Source organism: Streptomyces sp. NPDC001401 (assembly GCF_042895385.1).
Lineage (GTDB): Bacteria > Actinomycetota > Actinomycetes > Streptomycetales > Streptomycetaceae > Streptomyces.
Window position 1 is genome coordinate 447,963 of sequence record NZ_JBIAWI010000006.1, and the last position, 15,111, is coordinate 463,073.

The following is a 15,111-nucleotide window of genomic DNA, read 5'->3' on the forward strand; positions in this document are numbered from 1 at the left end:
GCCCTTCATCTCGTCGCCAGGGGTCGTATCGCCCCCGCACCTCACAGGAGTTGCCGCCATGTCATCCGCCCTGTCCTCTTCCCAGGCATCCCCGGCCTCTGCCCGCATCACCGCCCTGGACGTGCTCGACGTGCGTTTCCCGACGTCCGAGCACCTGGACGGATCGGACGCGATGAACCCCGAGCCCGACTACTCCGCCGCCTACGTCGTCCTGCGCACCGACGCCGGCGACGGACTGGAGGGCCACGCCCTGGCCTTCACCACCGGCCGCGGCAACGATGTCCAGGCCGCCGCCATCGCCGCTCTCGCGCCGTACGTGGTGGGCCGGTCGGTCGAGGATGTCTGCGCCGACCTCGGCGCGTTCTCCCGCTCCCTCGTCCACGACCCCCAACTGCGCTGGCTGGGCCCGGAGAAGGGCGCCATGCACATGGCCACCGGCGCAGTCGTCAACGCCGCCTGGGACCTGGCCGCCAAGCGGGCCGGCAAGCCCGTGTGGCGCTTCCTCGGCGAGATGTCGCCCGAGGAGCTGGTCGCGCAGGTCGACTTCCGCTGGCTGTCCGATGCCCTCACCCCGGAGGAGGCCCTGGAGATCCTCAGACGCGCCGAGCCCGGCCGCGCCCAGCGCATCGGCCACCTGCTCGACCAGGGCTACCCCGCCTACACCACCACCCCCGGCTGGCTCGGCTACTCCGACGAGAAGCTGTCGCGCCTCGCCCGCGAGGCCGTCGCCGACGGCTTCACCCAGATCAAGCTGAAGGTCGGCGCGGACCTGGCGGACGACATTCGGCGCATGCGCACCGCGCGCGAGACCGTCGGGGAGGGCATCCGCATCGCCGTCGACGCCAACCAGCGATGGGACATCCAGGCCGCGATCGACTGGATGCGTGCCCTGGCGCCCTACCAGCCGTACTGGATCGAGGAGCCAACCTCCCCCGACGACATCCTCGGTCACGCCGCCGTGCGCAAGGCCGTCAGCCCCATCAAGGTCGCCACCGGCGAGCACATCGCCAACCGTGTCGTCTTCAAGCAGCTTCTCCAGGCCGGCGCGGTGGACGTCGTGCAGATCGACTCCGCGCGGGTCGGCGGGGTCAACGAGAACATCGCGATCCTGCTCCTCGCCGCCAAGTTCGGCGTCCCGGTCTGCCCGCACGCGGGTGGAGTCGGCCTGTGCGAAATGGTCCAGCACCTGTCGATGTTCGACTACGTCGCCGTCTCCGGCACGACCGAGGACCGCGTCATCGAGTACGTCGACCATCTGCACGAGCACTTCGTCGACCCGGTGCGCATCGTCGACGGTCACTACCTTGCGCCGACACTGCCCGGGCTGAGCGCGCAGATGCACCCCGCGTCCCTCAAGGAGTACGCCTACCCCGACGGCCCCGTCTGGATCGCCCGTGTCTGACGCCCAGGCCCTCGTCGACGCCCACCACCACATCTGGGACCTGGACGTCCGGCCGCAGCCCTGGCTGGACGAGCCGGGGCACGAGCCGATCCGCCGCAACTTCAGCCCGCACGACTTGCGCTCGGCCGCGACCCGGCCGATCGCCGGACGGCGACTGACGAGCACGGTGGTCGTCCAGTGCGTCGCCTCCGTGCCCGAGACCCGCGACCTCCTCGCCCTGGCCGACAGCGACCCGCTGATCGGGGCCGTGGTCGGCTGGGCGGACCTGACGTCCCCGGGGATCGGGGACCTGCTCGACGGGTTGCTCGCCGGACCGGGCGGCGCGTATCTGCGGTCCCTGCGTCATCTCGTGCAGGGCGAGACGGACCCGCACTGGCTCCAACGGCCGGACGTGGAAAGGGGGTTGGCAGCGGTCGCGGAGCGCGGGCTCGGATACGACGTCCTGATCCGCAGCCACCAGCTCCCGCAGGCGATCCGTCTCGCGGAACGGCTTCCCGAGCTGCCGCTCGTCCTGGACCACGCCGGCAAACCCCCCATCGTGCGGCGGGAACTCACCGACTGGGCACAGCAGTTGAGGATGCTGGCCAGGCATCCCCAGGCCCGCTGCAAGGTGTCGGGGCTGATCACAGAGGCCGACCACGAGAAGTGGACCGTCGAGGACATCCGTCCCGTGTGGGACGTCCTGCTCTCCGCCTTCGGCCCCGACCGGCTGATGTTCGGCTCCGACTGGCCGGTCGCGAACCTCGCGGGCGGCTGGAACCGCTGGGCCGCCACCGTCGAGGAACTCCTGGACGGCTGTTCCGACACCGAGATCCACGCGGTGCTCGCCGGCACCGCGACCGCCTTCTATCACCCGACCCCCGTCCCACGAAGGAGGTGACACCGTGCTCCTGACGGAACTGCTGCACCCCGGGATCCTCGAATCCCTGGCCGGAGCGGGTCACGGATCCCGTGTCCTGCTCGCCGACGGCCACTACCCCGCGAGCACCGCCACCGGCGAGCGCGCCCGGACCGTCCACCTCAACCTGGCCCCTGGCCTGCTCGACGTCACCACCGTGCTCGACGTCCTGCTGCGTGCCCTGCCCGTCGAGGCGGCCCACGTCATGGTGCCGCCCGAGGGCGAACCGGAGCCGCCCGCCATCGCCGAGTACCGCTCGATGCTGGCGCCCCTCCCGGTCGACACGCTCGGCCGCTTCGAGTTCTACGACGCCGCCCGCTCGCCCGACCTGGCGCTGGCGATCGTCACCGCCGACACCCGTACCTACGCCAACCTGCTGCTGACCAACGGCGTCCGCGCTGAAGGGACCCTGAGCTCACGATGACTCTTGCCGTCCGTTACGTTTCCGCCCGCTCCCTGGACACGGCTCCCGCGATCGGTGTGCCGCCCGGTCCGGGTGAGGTGGAACTGGCTCCCGCCTACGTGGGGATCTGCGGCACCGATCTGCACATCTTCCACGGCGACATGGACGCCCGGGTCGATGCGCCGGCCGTCCTGGGACACGAGATGTCCGGCCGCGTGGTGCGGGTCGGGCCGGGCGTGGAGGGCTGGCAGCCCGGTGACGCGGTCACCGTGATGCCGCTGCGCTGGGACGACACCTGCCCGGCCTGCCGCGCGGGCCATCAACACATCTGCCAGCACCTCGACTTCATCGGTATCGACTCTCCGGGTGCGATGCAGCAGCGCTGGACGGTGCCCGCCTCGACGCTGATCCGGCTGCCGGAGTCGCTCGCTCTGGACCGGGCCGCGCTCGTCGAGCCGACCGCGGTCGCCGTGCACGACGTGGGCCGCGCCGCCGTGCGTGCGGGCGAGAAGGTCGTGGTGGTCGGTGGCGGTCCGGTCGGCGTGCTGATCGCGCTGGTCGCGCGGGCCGCCGGGGCCGAGGTCCGTGTGGTGGAGCTGAGCGCCCACCGCCGTCTGCTGGCCGAGGAGTTGGGGCTGACCGTCTGGGACCCGGCCGCGGACGACATCGGCGCCCTGGTCGGCGAGTGGACGCAGGATGCGGGCGCGGACGTCGCCTTCGAGGTGTCCGGCGCGGCGGCCGGCGTGGACACCGCCGTCGACGTCCTGGGCGTACGCGGCCGGTTGTGCCTGGTGGCGATCCACCCCCGCCCCCGCGAAGTGAACCTGCACCGCTTCTTCTGGCGTGAACTGACCCTGGTAGGCGCGCGGTTGTACGACCGCTCGGACTTCGAGCGGGCGGTGGCCCTGGTGGCGGACGGCACGGTCCCGGCCGAGCGGCTGATCAGCAAGGTCGTGCCGCTCACCGAGGCGCCCGCAGCCTTCGAGGCCCTGGAGAGCGGCGGCGACGTGATGAAGATCCTCGTGGACTGCACCGACGACACCCAGGGAGCCGACGCATGACCGCCTTCGACTTGACGGGAAAGCTCGCCGTGGTCACCGGGGCGCGGCGGGGCATCGGCCGGGCCATGGCCCGCGCGCTGGCCGGGGCCGGCGCGGACGTCATCGGCGTCAGCGCCAGCCTGGAGGAGTCCGGCAGCGCGGTCGAGAAGGACGTCCTCGCCGCGGGCCGCAGCTTCGAGGCGATCCGCGCCGACTTCGCCGACCCGGAGGCGGTACGAGCGCTGGGCGCGGACCTCGCCGGACGCGAACGCCCGGTGGACATCCTGGTCAACAACGCGGGCACGATCCGCCGCGCCCCGGCCGCCGAACACTCGGACGCGGACTGGGAGTTGGTGCTCCAGGTCAACCTGGGTGCGCAGTTCGCGCTGACCCGGGCGGTCGGCGCGGCGATGGTGGCCCGCGGCCGGGGGAAGGTGATTTTCACGGCGTCGCTGCTCAGTTTCCAGGGCGGCATCACGGTGCCCGGCTATACCGCCGCCAAGCACGGCATCGCGGGTCTGACCAAGGCGCTGGCCAACGAGTGGGCGCCGCGCGGGGTGAACGTCAACGCGCTTGCGCCGGGCTACATCGCCACCGACAACACCCAGGCCCTGCAGGACGACCCGGTACGCAGCAAAGCGATCCTGGACCGTATCCCGGCCGGTCGCTGGGGCGACGCCGACGACCTGGCGGGCGCGACGGTGTTCCTGGCCTCGGACGCCGCCGCCTACGTCCACGGCGTCGTGCTGCCCGTCGACGGCGGATGGCTGGGCCGATGACCGGCACCGACCTGGCCGCCGTGCTGGCCGGCGCCCGCATCATGCCGGTGCTGACCGTGCCGTCCACCGCGACCGCAGGCCCGCTGGCCGACGCGCTCGCGGCGGGTGGCGCCCGGTGCGCCGAGGTCACCTTCCGCACCCCCGGCGCCGAGACGGTGCTCAAGACGATGGCCGCCCACGGCGGGCTCACCGTCGGCGCCGGCACGGTCCTCACGCCCGAACAGGCGGAACGGGCCGTGGCGGCCGGGGCCCGCTTCGTGGTCGCTCCCGGCTTCGACGAGGAAGTCGTCGCCAGGTGCCGGGAGTTGGGGGTGCCCGTGGTGCCCGGGATCGCCACCGCCACCGAGCTGATGCGCGCCCTGAAGGCGGGCCTGGACACCGTCAAGCTCTTCCCCGCCGAGGCGCTCGGCGGCCTGCGGACGCTGCGCGCGCTGGCGGCGCCGTTCCCGGGCGTGCGTTTCGTGCCGACCGGCGGAATCGACGCCTCCCGCATGGCCGGCTACCTCGCCGACCCGGCGGTCCTTGCCGTCGGCGGCAGCTGGATGGCCACCGCGGATCACCTCGAGCGGGGCGACTACGCGGAGATCCGCCGACTGACCGCCGAGGCCGTGGAGGTGGGTACGCCGTGAGCGATGTGGTGGCCCTTGGTGAGGTGATGCTGCGTTTCGACCCGGGGGACGGGCGGATCAGCACCGCCCGCTCCTTCCAGGTCTGGGAGGGCGGCGGTGAGTACAACGTGGTACGCGGACTGCGGCGCTGCTTCGGCCTGCGGACAGCCGTCGTGACCGCGCTCGCCGACAACGCGGTGGGCCGGCTCGTCGAGGACCTGATCCTGCAGGGCGGTGTCGACACGTCGCTGATTCGCTGGGTACCGGACGACGGCATCGGCCGCACCGCCCGCAACGGTCTCAATTTCGTCGAGCGCGGCTTCGGCATCCGCGGCGCGCTGGGCGTCAGCGATCGCGCGCACACCGCCGTCTCCCAGCTGCGCAAGGGGGACGTGGACTGGGACGCGGTGTTCTCGGCGGGGGTGCGCTGGTTCCACACGGGCGGCATCTTCGCCGGCCTGTCCGACACCACCGTCGACGTCGCCGACGAGGCCATGGCCGCGGCTCGCCGCCACGGTGTCACCGTCTCCTACGACCCCAACCACCGCCCCAGCCTCTGGGCCGGCCGCGGGGGACCGGAACGGGCCCGCGAGGTCGACCTGCGGCTCGCCCGGCACGCCGACGTCATCGTGGGCGCCCTGGGTCTGGCCGGGACGTACCCGGGACAGGCGCGCGTCGGGGACGACGAAGTGGCGGACGCCATCGCCGAGGTGGCCGGCCTGCTGCCGGCGGCGAAAGTACTGGCGACGACCCTGCGCGGCGTACCGTCGGCCGGCGTCAACGACTGGTCCTCGGCCGCCTGGTCCGCCGAAACCGGCTTCATCCCCGGTCCTCGGATGCCCGGCCTGCAGGTCCTGGACCGCATCGGCTCCGGCGACGCCTTCGCCGCCGGCCTGATCCACGGCCTGCTCGCCGACGCCGGCCTGGAGCGCGCCCTGGCCTACGGCACCGCCCACGGCGCGCTCACCATGACCACGCCCGGAGACGTGTCCATGGCCTCGCTCGCCGAGGTCGAGGCGCTCATCGCGGGCGGATCGGCCCACGTCAGACGCTGACCGACGCCCCCGTCGGCCGTATCCCAGGAGCACGTCTTGCACCAGCGGAAGATCCAGAACACGTCCGTCTCACTCACCGAGCTCGGCTTCGGGGCCTCCGTGATCGGCAACCTGTACCGCGTCACCCCGGTCGAGGACGCGACTGCCGCCGTCGAGGCGGCCTGGGAGGCCGGCCTGCGGTATTTCGACACCGCACCGCACTACGGCCTCGGCCTCTCCGAACGACGCCTGGGCGCCGCCCTCAAGGACCGCCCGCGTGCCGAGTACGTCATCTCCTCCAAGGTGGGCAGGCTGCTGGTGCCCAACGAGGAGCCACGTGGCGTCGACACCGACGGCTTCGTGGTACGCGACGACCTGCGCCGGCAGTGGGACTTCAGCCGCGACGGCGTACTCCGCTCCATCGAGGACACGCTGCAGCGCACCGGCCTGGACCGGCTGGACATCGTCTACCTGCACGACCCCGACGACCACTGGCAGCAGGCCGCGGAGGAGGCCATGCCCGCGCTCGCCGACCTGCGCGACCAGGGTGTGATCGGTGCGATCGGCGCCGGCATGAACCAGTCGGCGATGCTCGCCCGCTTCCTGCGTGAGACGGCCGCCGACGTGGTGATGCTGGCCGGGCGCTACACGCTCCTGGACCAGTCGGCGCTGGACGACGTCCTGCCCGCCGCGCAGGAACTGGGCGGGAGCGTGGTGGCGGTGGGCGTGTTCAACTCGGGGCTGCTCTCCCGCGACCGGCCCGCCGAGGGCATGAAGTACGACTACCGGGACGCCCCGCCGGCTCTGGTCGCCCGTGCCCGGGCGATCGCCGAGGTCTGCGCGGCGCACGGGACCAGCCTGCCCGCCGCCGCGATCGCCTTCCCGTACACCCATCCCAGTATCATCAACGTCACCCTCGGCATGCGGACTCCGCAGCAGGTCGGACGAAACGTGGAACTCCATGATCAGCACGTCCCGGACGGCCTCTGGGACGATCTGAGCGCGCAGGGGCTGATCAGGTCGGACGTGCTCGCGGGGCACGGTGGAGGGAGGGATGTGCGGTGTCTCTGACGGACAAGGCCATCGAGCAGATCCGTGAGCTGATCCGGACCGGTGCCCTGCCTCCGGGCTCGAAACTCCCACCGGAGCCGGACCTGGCCGCTCAGCTGGGCCTGTCCCGCAACCTCGCCCGCGAGGCGGTCAAGGCGCTGGCCGTCGCGCGGGTCCTGGAGGTGCGGCGGGGTGACGGCACGTATGTGACCAGCCTGCAGCCGAGCCTGCTCCTGGAGGGGCTCGGCGGTGCGGTGGAGCTGCTGCAGGGCGACTCGGTCGCCCTGCAGGACCTCATGGAGGTACGGCGGCTCCTCGAACCCATGGCCACGGCCCTTGCCGCCACGCGGATTTCTGATGAGCAACTGGCCGAGGTGAAGCGGCACCTGGACGCCATGCGCGAGGCCCGCGACGATGTCGAACGGCTCAACGCCCATGACGCGGCCTTCCATCGCGCCGTCGTCTCGGCCACGGGCAACGAAACCCTCCTCACCCTCCTGGAAGGGATCTCCGGCCGCACCCTGCGCGCCCGCATCTGGCGCGGTCTGGTCGACGACAAGGCCGCGGGCCGCACCCTCGCCGAGCACGAGGCGATCTTCAACGCCCTGTCCACCCGTGACGCCACCCTCAGCCAGGCTGCGGCACTGCTGCACGTGAGCAACACCGAGCAGTGGCTGAGGGAACACCTGCGCTCGGGCGCACCCCTCCCCTTCGGGACGACAGCGGGGAAGTGACGGGCGGGCGCCTATGTTCTCCCCGGACCGGAGCTCGGGGAAAGGCTGAGGTCCCGGGAGCGGGGGTCATCCTGCGGTCGGAGTGGTCCACTTCTGATTGGCGCCGCCGTTGCAGTCCCACAGGTGGAGCTGCGTGCCGTCGGCCGTGGAGGAGTTCGGAACGTCGAGGCAGCGGCCGGAGGCGGGGTTGCGGTAGCCGCCGTTGTAGGGCTGCCAGACCTGGTTGGCGCCGCCGTTGCAGGCCCAGAGCTGCATCTTCGTGCCGTTGGCGGTGCCCCAGCCGGCGGCGTCGAGGCACTTGCCCATCGAGCGCAGCGTGCCGTCGGTGTAGGCGGACCAGAGCTGGTTGGCGCCGTCGCCGCAGCTCCACGTCTGGACGGCGGTTCCGTCGGCGGTGTTGGCGCCGTTGACGTCCAGGCACTTACCGGCGATGCCGGACTGCACGCGTGCGGCCGCGGGGGCGGGGTTCCTCAACCACCCTGCGCTGTCCGCGGCCTGGATGCCGCGATGGAAGGCGTCGGCCATCTTCTGGTAGCCCGAGTCGTTGGGATGCAGGGTGTCGGCCAGATCGGCGGTGGTCAGGCTGCTCATGTCGACGTATGCGACGTGCTTGCCCGCGGCCTGCTCGTCCCTCACGATCTGGGGGATGGCCTGGTTGTACGCGGCACGGTACTGCTCCTCCGAGCCGCTGGTGGACACGACCAGGGAGGCCACGAGGACGGTTGCGTCGGGGGCGGCGGCGGTGACCTGGTCGACCAGCGACCTCAGCCGGGCGGTGGCGGTGGAGACCTGGTAGCTCTCGTTGAGGTCGTTGGTGCCGATGTGCAGCGTCACGACGTTGGGCCGGTAGCGGGTCAGCGAGGCGTCGGCGAGTGCGGCGATCTGGTGGATCTTGTATCCGGAGTGGCCTTCGTTGTCGGGGTCGGACATCGAACCGCCCCGCAGCGTGCCGACGAAGTCCAGCGGATGGCCGTCCGCCGCAAGCTGGTTCCACAACGGCCCCCGGTAGCCGTTGCCCGTACTGCTTCCCACACCCCAGGTGATGGAGTCGCCCAACGGCATGACCCGCAAGGGCGTGTTCGAGGCGGCGGAGGCAGGGGTGACACCTGCCGTTGTCACCCCGAGCGCGGCGGCGACAAGCGTGATCAGAGGTAAAGCCCAAGGCTTTCTCATACGGCGTCCTTTTCTGCGGGTGGTTGCTGAGTCCTGTACCGAGCGGGTCGGTCCGAACCGGCCTCGCAAGCGCACCCGTTTGGATACCACGATCCCCGGCTGGAACATCCCATGAATGAATGGATACCAGGGGCCAAGGGGTCAGTAATAGAGGGCGGACCCGATTAACATCCCATGTCTGTTGCCGGCGTTCGCCCCTGCCGGACAGGGCCCGGTCCGTGGACGTGGATGTGAACCTCAACAGCCCTGTGAAGGCTTGTGATTAAGGCCTTAATCACTCAGCGTACGCAGCGACGGCCGCCGTGCCGGATGCGAGTACGCCACATGGACAAGAGGGGAAGCGGTGGAGGCGACGATTTCACAGGTGCGGCAACGCGCCATACCTCCGGTCGTTGCGGCGCGGTGGGCGCTGTGGACGTTCGTCATCGCCAACCTGGCGATCGTCGAGGTCTTGTTCCTCGCCGCCGGGACCGGCCAGAACGGGGTGCTCACGGTCGCCAAGTTCTTCGGCCTGCACGCCGCCGTGCTGATGCTGTTCCAGCTGCTGCTGGTGGCTCGGCTGCCGTGGCTCGACCGCCGCATCGGCATGGACCGGCTGACGGTGTGGCACCGGTGGGTCGGTTTCACCCTGTTGTGGACCATCCTCACCCACGCCGCCCTGGTGGTGCTCGGCTTTGCCAGGCTCAGTGGCGACTCGATGACAAAGACGTTCTTCTCGCTGGCCGGAGTGCCGGCCTCTCTCCTCGGGATGGGGGCCGCGGCGATCGTCGTCGTGGTCGCCGCGGTCTCTGCCCGGTATGTGAGGCGGCGGCTGCGGTACGAGACCTGGCAGGGCCTGCACCTGCTGCTGTACGTGGCGTTGGGGCTGTCGTTCGTCCACCAGTTGCAGGAGACCACGACCTTCAGCTCTTCTGCGCCCGCGAAAGCCTACTGGTGGGCCCTGTGGCTGTTCGCGTTCGGTGCCCTGGTCGCGGGCCGGATCGTCATGCCCCTGTGGCGCAACGCTTACCACCGGTTCGAAGTCGCCGCAGTGGTCCCGGAGTCGGACGACGTGGTGTCGGTGCACGTCACCGGCCGCCATCTCGACAGGCTGCCGGCGCGGGCCGGTCAGTTCTGCATCTGGCGGTTCCCCGGGCACAACCACTGGTTCCAGGCGAATCCGTTCTCGCTGTCGGCGGCACCCGACGGCCGCACGTTGCGCCTGACCGCCAAGGCGGTCGGCAGCACCAGCGCCGGCCTGCGGCACATCCCGGTCGGCAGCCGCGCCTTCGTCGAGGGACCGTACGGGGCGTTCACCTCGTTGCACCGAACGCGGCCTGGTGCACTGCTGATCGCCGGAGGGGTGGGCATCACGCCGGTTCGAGCCTTGCTGGAGGAGGAATCGGCCGGCGACGTCGTTGTGCTCTACCGGGCGCGCAGCGAGAGCGACGCCGTGCTGGTCGACGAGGTACGAACCCTGGTCGCGGACCGCGGTGGGACGCTGCACCTGCTCACCGGCCGCACGGGGGAGGGAAACTCGCCGTTCGAGCCGGACAGTCTGCGTGCCCTGGTTCCCGACGTGACCGAACGCGACGTGTACGTCTGCGGCCCGCCCGCGATGACCTCGGCCGTGCTCGGCGCCCTGCGCAGCCTGGAGGTTCCCGACCGGCAAGTGCACGCCGAGCGGTTCGGCCTGGCCTGAGCCCCGCCTGTGGCGGTATCCGGCACACTTTTCCGGACCATCTGCGAGAAGTTCACCTTCCGCATCCCGTGGCGGGCCGGTACGCACGCCATGATCGATCCGAATAACCTTCTTCGAGCACCACTTGGACGTGGGTGATGCACGGCCTCACTCGAGCCGGGGGACGTCCGCAGCTGCAGACGATTCGACAGGGAGATGACGATGAGCGTTCTTGACGGGATCCTTGAGGGAGTTCGCGAGGACTTGGAAGAGCGCAAGCGCGCGACGCCGTTGGCGGAGCTGCGCTCCCGGGCGGCCGACGCGGCACCCGCACTCGACCCGCTGCCCGGCTTCCGGGCGCCCGGAGTGTCCATCATCGCCGAGGTCAAGCGAAAGAGCCCCAGCAAGGGGTCGCTGGCAGACATCCCCGACCCCGCATCCCTGGCGGCCCAGTACGCGGCCGGCGGCGCCGCTGCGATCAGCGTGCTCACCGAGCGTCGGCGTTTCGGCGGCTCCCTCGCCGATCTGGACGCCGTACGTGCCCGGGTCGATGTGCCCGTCCTGCGCAAGGATTTCATCGTCGACCCCTATCAGCTGTGGGAGGCCCGCGCGCACGGCGCCGATCTTGCGCTTCTCATGGTCGTGTCCCTGGACGACGGTCAGCTCGCCGACCTGATGGGGCTGTGCAAGGAGTTGGGTCTCACGCCGCTGGTGGAGGCGCACACGGCCGACGAAGTGCGGCGCGCTGTCGCTGCGGGAGCCGAGCTCCTCGGCATCAACGCGCGGGACCTGACAACCCTGGACGTGGACCGCAGTGTGTTCGCCGACCTCGTGACGGCCATCCCGGAAGGCACGGTCAGGGTCGCGGAATCGGGGGTGACGGGCCCGAAGGACGTAGCGGAGTACCGTGGTTGGGGAGCCGACGTGGTATTGGTCGGCGAGGCGCTGGTCCGCTCGGGGGACCCGCGCACCGCCGTGCGCGAGTTCATCGAGACGGCCGGGGCGTAGCGGTGCTCCGACAGTGGTCGGAGTACCGGGCGGGGAGCGCGCGGGACGGGAAGCGGATTTCAGCCGGTTGAGGTGTCAGGCCGCGCGGTGTCCGCCCGCGCGGTGTGGCGGCGACCTGGGGGTGCCGGTTGGGGCTGCTCGTCTTGTGCCAGGTGCGGCAGATGGCGATGACGGCTCGTGGACGACGGTGAGGGTGGTCAGGCCGAGGGTCACGACGGTGTCGCTGTCGTGCAGGACTCTCAGTACGTCAAGGCGTCCGAGACCGTCGGCAAGGCCACTCGCGGGTGGGACGGCGGGAAGTTGATCAGCGGTCGGAAGCGGCACATGGGCTGTGACCCTCGCAGCCTCGTCCTGCTGGTCATGGTCACTCCCGCCGTAGCCCAGGACTCCCTCGTGGCACGGGAGTTGCTGTTCCGCCTCGCTCTGCTTCACGCGGAGTTCGCCATCGTCTGGGCCGACTCCGCCTACGCCAAGAACGGGCTGGTGTAGTGGGCGAAGAAGTACCTCGACATCACCATCAAGACGGTCCGGCGCCCGCCGGAAGCGAGGGGCTTCGTCGTCCTCCCGCGCAGGTGGGCAGTGGAACGGGGTTGGGAATGGATCATGACGGCCCGTCGGCACTGCCGTGACCACGAACGCCTGCCCGAGATGAGTGAGTCCCTGATCACGTGGGCCGCCATCACACTCATGGCCCGGCGGCTGACCCGCCGCGAGGCCCGTCTCGCAGAACGGCGCGACGTCGTCCACGGCTATGTCATGCCAGAAGCCGCCTGATCACACGGTCGGTCCCGCATCCCGGTTCAGGTGAGAGGCCGCCGGGTTCGTGGTGGGGTTCGTGAGGGCATCGAGCTGGGCAGCGAGGTCGGGGTGGTCGGGGGTGAGGTGGGGGCGGGTGGCGTTGAGGGGGTGGATGAGGGCGGCGGGGTCGTCGTGGGCGAGAGCCGCGTGGAGCTGGCTGAGCGGGTTGCGGGCTGCGGTGGGCAGGTCGGTGAGGGCGGTGATCTGGCCGGCGATGCGGCGCAGGTCGGCGGCGTTGCGGCGGGCCCAGGTTGCGGTGGTGCGTTCGGCGGCGCGGCGTTCGCGGGTGGCCTGGACCCGTTGTTCGCCGGTGGTTCCGGCGGGGCCGGGGCGGCCGCGCAGGTAGCGGCGTTCGGCGGCCTGGCGGCTGGCGACGCCGAGGGGGTGGGCGAGGTCGGCCCAGCTGGCACCCGCGTGGCGGGCGGTTTCGATCAGGCCGGTTTCCCATCCGGCGAGGTGCTCGCGTACCTGTCGCAGCAGCAGGAGGGAGGCCAGGGCCTGCTCCGGGGCGACATCCTGGGTGTCGGGGGTCCCGGAGTCCTCTTCGCGGGCGGCCTGCAGGGCATCGTCTATGGCCTGAAGGGCTGCTGCGGCGGCAAGGAACGAGGCCGGGCTTGGTGTGTCGGCGCTGGACGGTATCGGCTGGTCGGCCGGGGTCATGGGCACCTCACTCGGCTAGTCATCCTTTGGACGACACCATGCTTGTCATCCATTGGATGACATGTTACAACGGTTTGAGTGAAGCGCATTGGCAGCAACTGCCGAACCTTCCTGGAGGTGTTTTCCGATGTTGATGCGCACCGACCCCTTCCGTGAGCTGGACCGGCTCGCCCAGCAGCTGATGGGACCGGGCACCTGGTCCAGGCCGTCCCCGATGCCGATGGACGCCTACCGCGAGGGCGATCAGTACGTGGTGGCCTTCGACATCCCCGGCGTCAGCGCGGACGCGATCGACATCGACGTCGAACGCAACATGCTGACCGTCAAGGCCGAGCGCCGGCCCGCGACGAAGGCCGACGACGTGCAGATGGAACTGTCGGAGCGGCCGCTGGGCGTCTTCTCCCGCCAGATCGTGCTCGCCGACACGCTGGACACCGAGCACATCCAGGCCGACTACGACGCAGGCGTGCTCACCCTGCGCATCCCGATCGCCGAGCGCGCCAAGCCCCGCAAGATCGCCATCGGCGTCGGATCCGGCCGCAAGGAGATCTCCGGCTGAGCCGGACGGACGAGGGCTGAACAGCGGCGGAGGACGGGTACCTGATCTCTCCCCCCAGGGGCCTGTCCTCCACGCCCCCGTGGCCCGAGGAAGGGTGACGATCGACGCGACTGTGCGACGGGATGCATTCCTCGACCATGTGAAGGAACGCGGCGAGTACGACACCCTGCAGGAAGCCGACCGTGCGGCCCGCGTGGTGCTCGCTCTGCTGGGCGCACACCTGGTCGGCGAAGTACGCGCCCAGTTGGCGGCGCGTCTGTCGGAAGACTTCGCCCTGATCCTGTTCAACCCGCTGCAGAGCGCCGAGCCGCTGCCCCCGGAGCGATTCGTGCGCGCGACCGCGGCCTGGATCGAAGGCGCGACCGAACAGACCGCGGCCTGGGACGTCAGCGCCGTCCTGTCCACGGTCGCCGACGCCGTCGGGGACGGCCTCCTCAAGGAGATCCTGCTCCAGCTCCCCGCGGGCTACGACCTCCTCTTCGACCGCCCCCAGCACACCTCACCACCCACGCCCGGTGACCGCACACCGGTCACCACGACCTCGGTGACAGAAAGGCAACCACCGCCGTGATGTCCGACCACAGCGCACCTCTCCAGCAGCCCTACGGCAGGGCGTATGAGCAGATGCTGGAAAACGTCCGCTACGACGGCGCTTACCCCACCCGTGAGAAGGCCGAGGAAGCCGTCCGCCTCGTCCTCGCCGGACTGGGACGCCAGCTGACCGGCGACGAACGCGTCGAACTGGCCGCCCGCCTGCCCGTTGAGGCCGCACGCGTTCTCACCGCCCAGATCCCCGATACCCAGCCGCTGGGTGGCTGGGCCTTCGTCAAGGACCTCGCCGCCCGCACCGGCGGCTCCCTGGCCACCACCCGCTGGGACACCGGATCCGTCTTCTCCGCCGTCGCGGCCTACGCCGGACCCGACCTCGTCACCCGCATCCTGCACCGGCTCCCCTCCGGCTACGCGCTGCTGTTCGGCCGCGCCGAACTCACCAAAGCCGCATAGACGGTCCGTACTTCCCGCACCGCAACACACCGGTGACCATGACGCATGCACGGCTGCAAAGCCAGCGACGCGTCACGGTCCCGGCGGCAACATGCTGACGCCGCCGGGACCACAACGTGGTCCGTCACCGGCGCCGAGTGAGCCGATGTTGGAAGCTCCACTCATACGCAGTCCGCTGACGGCCGGCTGCCTCCCTTGCCCGGGCCCCTCGTCCGCGGACCCGTGCGCCGACGAGTGGGCCCCGGAGAGCGAGACGCGCCGGTCAGGCTTCGGTGGCCCCGCCGTGGTGACTTCACGCCC

17 protein-coding genes and 1 pseudogene are annotated in these 15,111 nt (G+C 70.8%); 16 read left to right on the forward strand and 2 right to left on the reverse strand.

What is annotated here, in order from left to right; all coding sequences use genetic code 11:
- The first annotated feature begins 58 nt into the window (after positions 1-58).
- Genes ACFY10_RS23265 through ACFY10_RS23305 form a run of 9 tightly spaced genes read left to right on the forward strand, consistent with a single transcriptional unit; the run spans position 59 to position 7,948 of the window.
- Positions 59-1,402, forward strand: a complete 1,344-nt coding sequence (locus tag ACFY10_RS23265) for an L-fuconate dehydratase (RefSeq protein WP_390667066.1) — start codon at positions 59-61, stop codon at positions 1,400-1,402.
- A complete protein-coding gene (locus ACFY10_RS23270; protein WP_390667067.1) occupies positions 1,395-2,282 on the forward strand; it encodes an amidohydrolase family protein in 888 nt (295 codons plus the stop codon). Before ACFY10_RS23265 ends, ACFY10_RS23270 begins: the two co-directional genes overlap by 8 nt.
- A gap of 4 nt (positions 2,283-2,286) precedes the next feature.
- Positions 2,287-2,724 (forward strand): RbsD/FucU domain-containing protein, encoded by a 438-nt coding sequence (locus tag ACFY10_RS23275; RefSeq protein ID WP_390667068.1) that lies wholly within the window; start codon positions 2,287-2,289, stop codon positions 2,722-2,724.
- Entirely contained in the window at positions 2,721-3,764 is a 1,044-nt protein-coding gene (locus ACFY10_RS23280; protein WP_390667069.1) for a zinc-binding dehydrogenase, read from the forward strand. The genes ACFY10_RS23275 and ACFY10_RS23280 overlap by 4 nt, the downstream gene beginning before the upstream one ends.
- Positions 3,761-4,522 (forward strand): SDR family oxidoreductase, encoded by a 762-nt coding sequence (locus ACFY10_RS23285; RefSeq protein WP_390667070.1) that lies wholly within the window; start codon positions 3,761-3,763, stop codon positions 4,520-4,522. The genes ACFY10_RS23280 and ACFY10_RS23285 overlap by 4 nt, the downstream gene beginning before the upstream one ends.
- Positions 4,519-5,151 (forward strand): bifunctional 4-hydroxy-2-oxoglutarate aldolase/2-dehydro-3-deoxy-phosphogluconate aldolase, encoded by a 633-nt coding sequence (locus tag ACFY10_RS23290; RefSeq protein ID WP_390667071.1) that lies wholly within the window; start codon positions 4,519-4,521, stop codon positions 5,149-5,151. Before ACFY10_RS23285 ends, ACFY10_RS23290 begins: the two co-directional genes overlap by 4 nt.
- Positions 5,148-6,185: a sugar kinase gene (locus ACFY10_RS23295; protein ID WP_390667072.1), complete on the forward strand. Its 1,038-nt coding sequence runs from the start codon at positions 5,148-5,150 to the stop codon at positions 6,183-6,185. Before ACFY10_RS23290 ends, ACFY10_RS23295 begins: the two co-directional genes overlap by 4 nt.
- A gap of 36 nt (positions 6,186-6,221) precedes the next feature.
- On the forward strand, positions 6,222-7,235 hold the full coding sequence (locus tag ACFY10_RS23300) for an aldo/keto reductase (RefSeq protein ID WP_390667073.1): 1,014 nt from the start codon (positions 6,222-6,224) through the stop codon (positions 7,233-7,235).
- Positions 7,226-7,948: a FadR/GntR family transcriptional regulator gene (locus ACFY10_RS23305; protein ID WP_390667074.1), complete on the forward strand. Its 723-nt coding sequence runs from the start codon at positions 7,226-7,228 to the stop codon at positions 7,946-7,948. Before ACFY10_RS23300 ends, ACFY10_RS23305 begins: the two co-directional genes overlap by 10 nt.
- Positions 7,949-8,014: 66 nt before the next feature.
- Here ACFY10_RS23305 and ACFY10_RS23310 read toward each other — a convergent pair whose 3' ends face one another.
- Complete coding sequence (locus ACFY10_RS23310; RefSeq protein ID WP_390667075.1) at positions 8,015-9,121, reverse strand: ricin-type beta-trefoil lectin domain protein; 1,107 nt, start codon at positions 9,119-9,121, stop codon at positions 8,015-8,017.
- A 364-nt stretch (positions 9,122-9,485) separates the two neighbouring features.
- On the opposite strand from ACFY10_RS23310, the gene ACFY10_RS23315 reads away from it, so the two are divergent.
- The 4 genes from ACFY10_RS23315 (at position 9,486) to ACFY10_RS23330 (ending at position 12,563) form a co-directional block, all read left to right on the forward strand.
- The gene (locus tag ACFY10_RS23315; protein ID WP_390667076.1) at positions 9,486-10,802 is read left to right on the forward strand and encodes a ferric reductase-like transmembrane domain-containing protein; all 1,317 of its coding nucleotides are present in this window, start codon (positions 9,486-9,488) and stop codon (positions 10,800-10,802) included.
- A 201-nt stretch (positions 10,803-11,003) separates the two neighbouring features.
- The gene (gene trpC / locus ACFY10_RS23320; RefSeq protein WP_390667077.1) at positions 11,004-11,789 is read left to right on the forward strand and encodes an indole-3-glycerol phosphate synthase TrpC; all 786 of its coding nucleotides are present in this window, start codon (positions 11,004-11,006) and stop codon (positions 11,787-11,789) included.
- Positions 11,790-12,017: 228 nt separating this feature from the next.
- Positions 12,018-12,278 carry a transposase gene (locus tag ACFY10_RS23325; RefSeq protein WP_390667078.1) on the forward strand — a complete coding sequence of 87 codons (261 nt, stop codon included), beginning with the start codon at positions 12,018-12,020 and terminating at the stop codon, positions 12,276-12,278.
- A 114-nt stretch (positions 12,279-12,392) separates the two neighbouring features.
- Complete coding sequence (locus ACFY10_RS23330) at positions 12,393-12,563, forward strand: hypothetical protein (protein WP_390667079.1); 171 nt, start codon at positions 12,393-12,395, stop codon at positions 12,561-12,563.
- Here ACFY10_RS23330 and ACFY10_RS23335 read toward each other — a convergent pair whose 3' ends face one another.
- The gene (locus tag ACFY10_RS23335) at positions 12,564-13,247 is read right to left on the reverse strand and encodes a type III effector protein (RefSeq protein WP_390667080.1); all 684 of its coding nucleotides are present in this window, start codon (positions 13,245-13,247) and stop codon (positions 12,564-12,566) included.
- Between the two features lie 127 nt (positions 13,248-13,374).
- On the opposite strand from ACFY10_RS23335, the gene ACFY10_RS23340 reads away from it, so the two are divergent.
- The 3 genes and pseudogenes from ACFY10_RS23340 to ACFY10_RS23350 all read left to right on the forward strand — a co-directional run bounded on the left by ACFY10_RS23340 (position 13,375) and on the right by ACFY10_RS23350 (position 14,811).
- Positions 13,375-13,806, forward strand: a complete 432-nt coding sequence (locus tag ACFY10_RS23340; protein ID WP_381784674.1) for an Hsp20/alpha crystallin family protein — start codon at positions 13,375-13,377, stop codon at positions 13,804-13,806.
- Between the two features lie 94 nt (positions 13,807-13,900).
- A pseudogene (locus tag ACFY10_RS23345) lies at positions 13,901-14,305 on the forward strand (DUF2267 domain-containing protein); the annotation flags it as partial.
- Positions 14,306-14,376: 71 nt separating this feature from the next.
- Complete coding sequence (locus ACFY10_RS23350) at positions 14,377-14,811, forward strand: DUF2267 domain-containing protein (protein ID WP_390667081.1); 435 nt, start codon at positions 14,377-14,379, stop codon at positions 14,809-14,811.
- Positions 14,812-15,111: the final 300 nt, after the last annotated feature.

What these genes read in the sequence shown, in the direction of transcription:
- ACFY10_RS23265 (WP_390667066.1), top strand. Translation starts at nt 59, where the DNA reads ATGTCATCCGCCCTGTCCTCTTCCCAGGCATCCCCGGCCTCTGCCCGC.
- ACFY10_RS23280 (WP_390667069.1), top strand. Translation starts at nt 2,721, where the DNA reads ATGACTCTTGCCGTCCGTTACGTTTCCGCCCGCTCCCTGGACACGGCT.
- ACFY10_RS23285 (WP_390667070.1), top strand. Translation starts at nt 3,761, where the DNA reads ATGACCGCCTTCGACTTGACGGGAAAGCTCGCCGTGGTCACCGGGGCG.
- ACFY10_RS23290 (WP_390667071.1), top strand. Translation starts at nt 4,519, where the DNA reads ATGACCGGCACCGACCTGGCCGCCGTGCTGGCCGGCGCCCGCATCATG.
- ACFY10_RS23310 (WP_390667075.1), bottom strand. Translation starts at nt 9,121, where the DNA reads ATGAGAAAGCCTTGGGCTTTACCTCTGATCACGCTTGTCGCCGCCGCG.
- trpC (WP_390667077.1), top strand. Translation starts at nt 11,004, where the DNA reads ATGAGCGTTCTTGACGGGATCCTTGAGGGAGTTCGCGAGGACTTGGAA.
- ACFY10_RS23330 (WP_390667079.1), top strand. Translation starts at nt 12,393, where the DNA reads ATGACGGCCCGTCGGCACTGCCGTGACCACGAACGCCTGCCCGAGATG.
- ACFY10_RS23335 (WP_390667080.1), bottom strand. Translation starts at nt 13,247, where the DNA reads ATGACCCCGGCCGACCAGCCGATACCGTCCAGCGCCGACACACCAAGC.
- ACFY10_RS23340 (WP_381784674.1), top strand. Translation starts at nt 13,375, where the DNA reads ATGTTGATGCGCACCGACCCCTTCCGTGAGCTGGACCGGCTCGCCCAG.
- ACFY10_RS23350 (WP_390667081.1), top strand. Translation starts at nt 14,377, where the DNA reads ATGTCCGACCACAGCGCACCTCTCCAGCAGCCCTACGGCAGGGCGTAT.